This is a genomic window from Massilia sp. (assembly GCF_032106685.1).
Taxonomy (GTDB): Bacteria; Pseudomonadota; Gammaproteobacteria; order Burkholderiales; family Burkholderiaceae_D; genus Telluria.
In genome coordinates, this window is sequence record NZ_DAMCPG010000080.1 from 1 (window position 1) to 5,326 (window position 5,326).

Annotated in this window: 3 protein-coding genes and 1 pseudogene; 3 read left to right on the forward strand and 1 reads right to left on the reverse strand. The window is 68.5% G+C overall.

Annotated features, from left to right (window positions below; genetic code table 11):
* Nucleotides 1–285 precede the first annotated feature (285 nt).
* The 3 genes and pseudogenes from RT688_RS23460 to RT688_RS23470 form a co-directional block, all read left to right on the forward strand.
* Nucleotides 286–903 (forward strand): annotated as a pseudogene (locus tag RT688_RS23460) (TIGR02677 family protein); the annotation flags it as partial.
* A gap of 110 nt (nucleotides 904–1,013) precedes the next feature.
* Nucleotides 1,014–3,854 carry a TIGR02680 family protein gene (locus tag RT688_RS23465; protein ID WP_313707240.1) on the forward strand — a complete coding sequence of 947 codons (2,841 nt, stop codon included), beginning with the start codon at nucleotides 1,014–1,016 and terminating at the stop codon, nucleotides 3,852–3,854.
* Nucleotides 3,851–5,128 carry a TIGR02679 family protein gene (locus RT688_RS23470; RefSeq protein WP_313707238.1) on the forward strand — a complete coding sequence of 426 codons (1,278 nt, stop codon included), beginning with the start codon at nucleotides 3,851–3,853 and terminating at the stop codon, nucleotides 5,126–5,128. Before RT688_RS23465 ends, RT688_RS23470 begins: the two co-directional genes overlap by 4 nt.
* Before the next feature lie 9 nt (nucleotides 5,129–5,137).
* Here the strand turns inward: RT688_RS23470 and RT688_RS23475 are convergent.
* Nucleotides 5,138–5,326 (reverse strand): hypothetical protein (locus RT688_RS23475; protein ID WP_313707239.1); only part of this gene is annotated, 189 nt, incomplete at its 5' end.

The window sequence follows — 5,326 nt, forward strand, 5'->3', positions numbered from 1 at the left end:
CAACCAGTGTGAAAGTAGGTTATCGTCAGGCTAGTTAATTAGTAGTAAGCAAAAAACCCCGTCGAGTCGATACTCGCCGGGGTTTTTTGCTTTCTGCACTCAATTTTGTATACACCACCCCGCCTGCCTGGATTCGCATTGCGCATCTTCGCCACTGCGGCGTTTTTGCTTTGGGGCGTCGCTTTTGAGCGATCGCTCCACCAAAGGCGTTAAATCCCTTCTCGCGTTGACCTTTACACAAGGTCGCACTATCGTCGTGAATCGACTGCGCTTCCATCCGACACGATGCCGACGCTCGCCCAATCCGCAGGTGACCTGTTCCGCCACGTCGCGGCCGATAAGGCGGCACTGTACCGGGCCATCATGGACACGTTCGCCGCCGCAAAAAGGCAGTTCAGGCTGCAGTTGCGTCCGGACGAGGTGCAAATCGAAGCGCAGTGGCCGGGCGCCACGCCTTCGCTCGACGAAATCCAGCACGCGTTGTCGCAACTGGCTGACTGGGGCAACCTGGAAGCGCATCCGGATACCGCGCGCGTGTCGAACGTCGAAGATTTTTATCGGGCCCGGTTCCTCTACCGGCTGTCCTGAGGCGGGGAGGCGGTGGAAGCCGGCCTTGCCGTCTTCACGCGCACCCTGGCGCGCCAAAGCGAACTGCAGACTGTCGCCCTCGAAGATATTTTGACCCAGCTGAATGCGCTGTTGGCACTGGCGAGCGAGTCGGCACCCGATCCGGCCAAGGTGCACACCGCCTTGCGCGACCTGGTGCGCGTCCTCGACGGCCTGGCCGATAACGCCCAGGCCTTCATGGCCAGCGTCGCCCGCACCATCGAACTGCAGCAGGCGGACGCAATGGCCGTGATCGCATTCAAGCAGCGCCTGATCGATTACCTGAACCGTTTCGTCAGCGACCTCGTCGGGCCCTCGGTGCATTCGAGGATGCGGGCGAAGCGGCCGGCCTGGCGCAACGTGACGATTTCGCGGCGGCGGCAGCCTGCTTTGCGCAACCGGATGCCCTGGCTGTTCTCGATGCCGCCGACTACGAGCAGATGCAGCGCGCATTGCGCAGCCTGGGGCAGCAGCGGCGCGCCGACATCGCCCTGGTCACGGAGCGCCTGCGCCTGCTCGACGCTGCCGCGCAGGCGCGCGATGCGGCACAGGAGCGGCGCGACGTCGGCGCCGACGACCTGGCCGATGCCGCTGCGCGCGTTGCCGCCGGCGAGACGGCGCTGCTCGCGCAGGCCGACGCACTGGTGGACGCATGGAACGCACATGCGGCCGGCTTGCGCGAGCTGGCGATCGACAGTGCGGCGGTGCTGCCGGCACTGGCGGACTGGGCGCGCAGCCTCGAAGGCGAAAACCCGGCCCGCACCGCGCTGTCGCGTTCCCAGCATGAGTGTACGGTGCGACTGGCTCAGGACGAAGCAGCCCTGCTGGCGCGGCGCGCCGCCCTCGATGCGCAGGTCCTGGCACTGGAGCAGGAAAGAACCCGCCTGGCGCACGGCGTCGACAGCGCTCCGCCGGCGCCGCATGCACGCGACCCCGGCGCGCGTCCGGCTGGCCGCGCGGGAGCGCCGTTCTGGCAGCTGGTCGAGTTCCACGACAGTGTGGGGGACGAAGCCGAGCGTGCCGGCCTCGAAGCCGCGCTGGAGGCCTGCGGCTTGCTCGACGCCTGGGTCGGTCCGGACGGTGCTGTTGACGCGGGCGCCACCGCGCCGGTGTTCGACACCCTGTTGCGCGCCCGCGCGGCGCAGCCCGAACCGCTGGCCGCCTGGCTGGCGCCTTCTCAGCCTTGTGCGGTCGACCCGCTGCTTGTCCGACGCTTGCTTGCATCGGTGTCGTGCGGCTTTGCCGACAGCGGCGCCGAAGCCTGGGTCGCGCCCGACGGCCGCTTCCGCATCGGTCCGCTGAGTGGAGCCTGGAGCAAGCCGGCGGCAGAATACATCGGGGCAGCGAGCCGGGCCGAGGCGAGGCGCCGCCGCCTCGGCGAGATCGCCGCTCTGTTGGCCACCTTGGCGCAGGAGCAAGCATCGCTGTCTGCCGCATTGCTCCTGCTGGCCGGACGACGAGCTCGCGCAGCGGCGGAATGGGAAGCGGCGCCGCAGGACACGGCATTGCGCAGCGCCCACGCGCAGGTGAGCGTGGTGGAGCGCGAGCGGCGCCAGGCTGCCGAACGGCTGGCCACCGCCGAGGCGCGCCTGGCAGCTGCCGCCGACGCCTGGCGCGCTGCGCGCGCTGCCGTGGTGCGGGATGCGGAAGACCTGCGGCTGCCGCACGAAGGCGGCGCGCTGGCGGCGGCATCGGTGGCGCTCGATGCGGCTGCGCAGGCACTGCAAGACCTGCAGCTGCAGGCCCAGCAGGTTCGGCATGCACTGCCCGAGCGGCGGCGCCAGGAACAACGCTTCGAGGAACGCAAACGCGATGTGGCCGCCCGCCGCGAGCAGCAGGCGCGCTGCGCCGAAGCCGTCGACGAGGCCGACGCCCGCCTGGCTGCACTGCGCGAACGGGTTGGCGACCAGGTGAGCGAACTCACGACCCGGCTGGCGGCACTGCGTCGAACGGTGCAGGACGGAGAGGGCGCGCTGAAACAGGCGCGGCTGCGGCTGGGCTCGGCCAGCGAGGCCCGCGCGCGCAGCGGTCAGCGGGCCGAAAGTGCCGCGGCGACCCTGGACGAGCGGACCGCCTTGCGTCAGGGCGCCGTGCTGGGGCTCGAGCAATTCAATGCGACCGGACTGCTGGCCATCGCGCTTCCCGAACTGGCGCTGCCGGCTACGCCATGGAGCATCGAGCCCGCGCTGCAGGTGGCGCGCCGCGCAGAACAGCTGCTCCAGGACGTCGATGCCGAGGACGCGGACTGGTCGCGCGTGCAAAGCGCCTACGCGCAGGATTTCTCCGACTTGCAAAGTGCGCTGACGGCGCTTGGCCACCAGGGGCAGGCCGAACCGAGCGACCACGGCATGATCGTCACCATCATCTACCAGAACCGGCCGCAGCGTCCGGATATCATCGAGGCGTCCATCCGCGCCGAGATCGCACAGCGCCATGAGCTGTTGACCGCGCGCGAAACCGAGGTGCTGGAAAACCATCTGCAGGCCGAGGTGGCGGCGGGGCTTCAGCGCCGCCTGCAGGAAGCCGACCGGCGCGTAGCGACGATCAACGCTGAACTGGCCAGGCGTCCGACCTCGACCGGCGTGCGTTTCCGGCTGCAGTGGCAAGCGCTGGAGGAGGGCGGCGAGGGCGCGCCGGTGGGACTGGAGGCGGCGCGCAAGCGGCTGCTGAACACCAGCTATGACGCCTGGTCGCCGGAGGACCGGCAAGTGGTGGGGCGGATGCTGCAGAACCGGATCGCGGCCGAGCGCGCGCGCGACGATGCCGGCCGCAGCGGCAGCCTGCTCGAACTGCTGGCCCGCGCGCTCGACTACCGGCGCTGGCACCGCTTCCGGGTGCAGCGCTGGCAAGACGGCCAATGGCGGCCGCTGTCCGGTCCTGCCTCCAGCGGCGAACGCGCGCTCGGCTTGACCGTGCCGCTGTTCGCGGCGGTGTCGAGTTTCTATACGCATGCCGGATCGCGTCATGCGCCGCGCCTGGTGCTGCTCGATGAAGCCTTTGCCGGCATCGACGACGCCGCGCGTGCGCACTGCATGGCACTGGTGCGCGAGTTCGATCTCGATTTCGTCATGACCAGCGAGCGGGAATGGGCCTGTTATGCGGAACTGCCAGGCGTATCGATCTGCCAGCTGCAGCGCCATGAAGGCATCGACGCCGTGTATGTGTCGCGCTGGAGCTGGGACGGCCATGCGCGCCGGCTCGAAGAAGATGGCGCCCGGCGATTCCCGGAAGCGGCCGACGCCCAATGAGCGACGCCACCGCGAGGCTGGTGCGCTTGCTGGGCGGTGCTGCCCTGGCTCCGTTGCGGGCGCGCCTGCGCAGCCGCTACCAGCGCGGCCGCAGCGGCGGCATCGTCACGCTCGCTCACCTGAGCGGGGTGGAGCGCGATGCCCTCGCCGGGCTGCTGGGCCGGCGCCCGAGCGATGCCGGATCGCTGCGCTTCGATATCGCGGAACTGGACGCGCGCCTGGCGCATGCCGGGCTGGCGGCGTCCCTGCGCCATGCGCTCGAGTTGCTCGACGGTCCGCTGACCGATGTGGCCGCGGCGCGCAGCGAGACCGCGCGTCAATGGGAAGCGGTGCGCGCGATGGCGACCGATCGCAGGCTGGCCGCTTTCCTGGCCGATGGCCGCGGCCTGGGCCTGCTCAAGCGGCTGGCTGCGCACCTGCCGGCCGCGGCGCAGCTGGTCGGGCAGGCGCAGACCGTGCTCGCGCAATTGCCGGCCGCGGCTATCGCCCGTTCCCACCTGGCAGCGCAGCTGCTGGGCGACGCGCATGCGCTCGATCCCGGCGTTCCGGTAGCGACTCTCGTGCTTGCGGTACTGCGGCATGAGCGGGCGGCGAAGGGGGATCATGAGGGGGAAGAAACGGTTCGCGAACTGTGGGCGGCGGCAGGCGTGCTGGTGAATGAGCTGGCGCGGCCGGCGCTGTTCCTCAACCTGCCGGGCAGTGCAGGCGGAGCGAGCGGCGAGCCAGGCTACCTGTCGTTGCGGGCGCTGATGCGATCGGCGCCGCTCTGGACTGCCGCGGCGCGCGACGTCTACGTTTGTGAAAACCCGAATCTGGTGGCGATCGCAGCCGATGCGCTGGGCGCGCATTGTGCACCGCTGGTCTGCACCGAAGGCATGCCCGCCGCGGCGCAGCGTGTGCTGTTGTCGCAACTGGCGATGGCAGGCGCTCGCCTGCATTATCACGGCGATTTCGACTGGCCAGGCATCGCCATCGCGAACGCCGTGACCGACATGTTCGGCGCGACGCCGTGGCGATTCGGCGCACGGGACTACTGCGCGGCGCTGTCCACCAACAACGGAGCCAGCCGCCCACTGACGGGCGGTGCCATCCTTGCCCGATGGGATAACGCACTGACGGACGCGATGAACAGGCATGGACGGGCGATTGACGAAGAGGCGCTGGCCGCGAGTCTGATGCTGGATCTCGACACGCGCCGAAAACAGTCCTTGCGGAACGGCACGTGGATTTGTTATGATTCGCCTCCTCGCGAAAACGACAACGAAATCAAGTAGTTGAAGAGTTCACGGGAACCGCGATAAAACGCGGTGCGGTAAAAAGAAGTTGACGAACATCGCGAAACACTGCATAATCTCACTTCTCTGCTGCTGACGAACAAAACGATTCGCAAAGCGCAGCAAGACAGTACAGAACAACGGTTCTTTAACAATTAACAGTCGATAAGTGTGGGCGTTTGATGCAGGTGCCAGCTG

Excerpts from the sequence above, each read along its gene's own strand:
- RT688_RS23470 (WP_313707238.1), top strand. The coding sequence starts at position 3,851 with ATGAGCGACGCCACCGCGAGGCTGGTGCGCTTGCTGGGCGGTGCTGCC.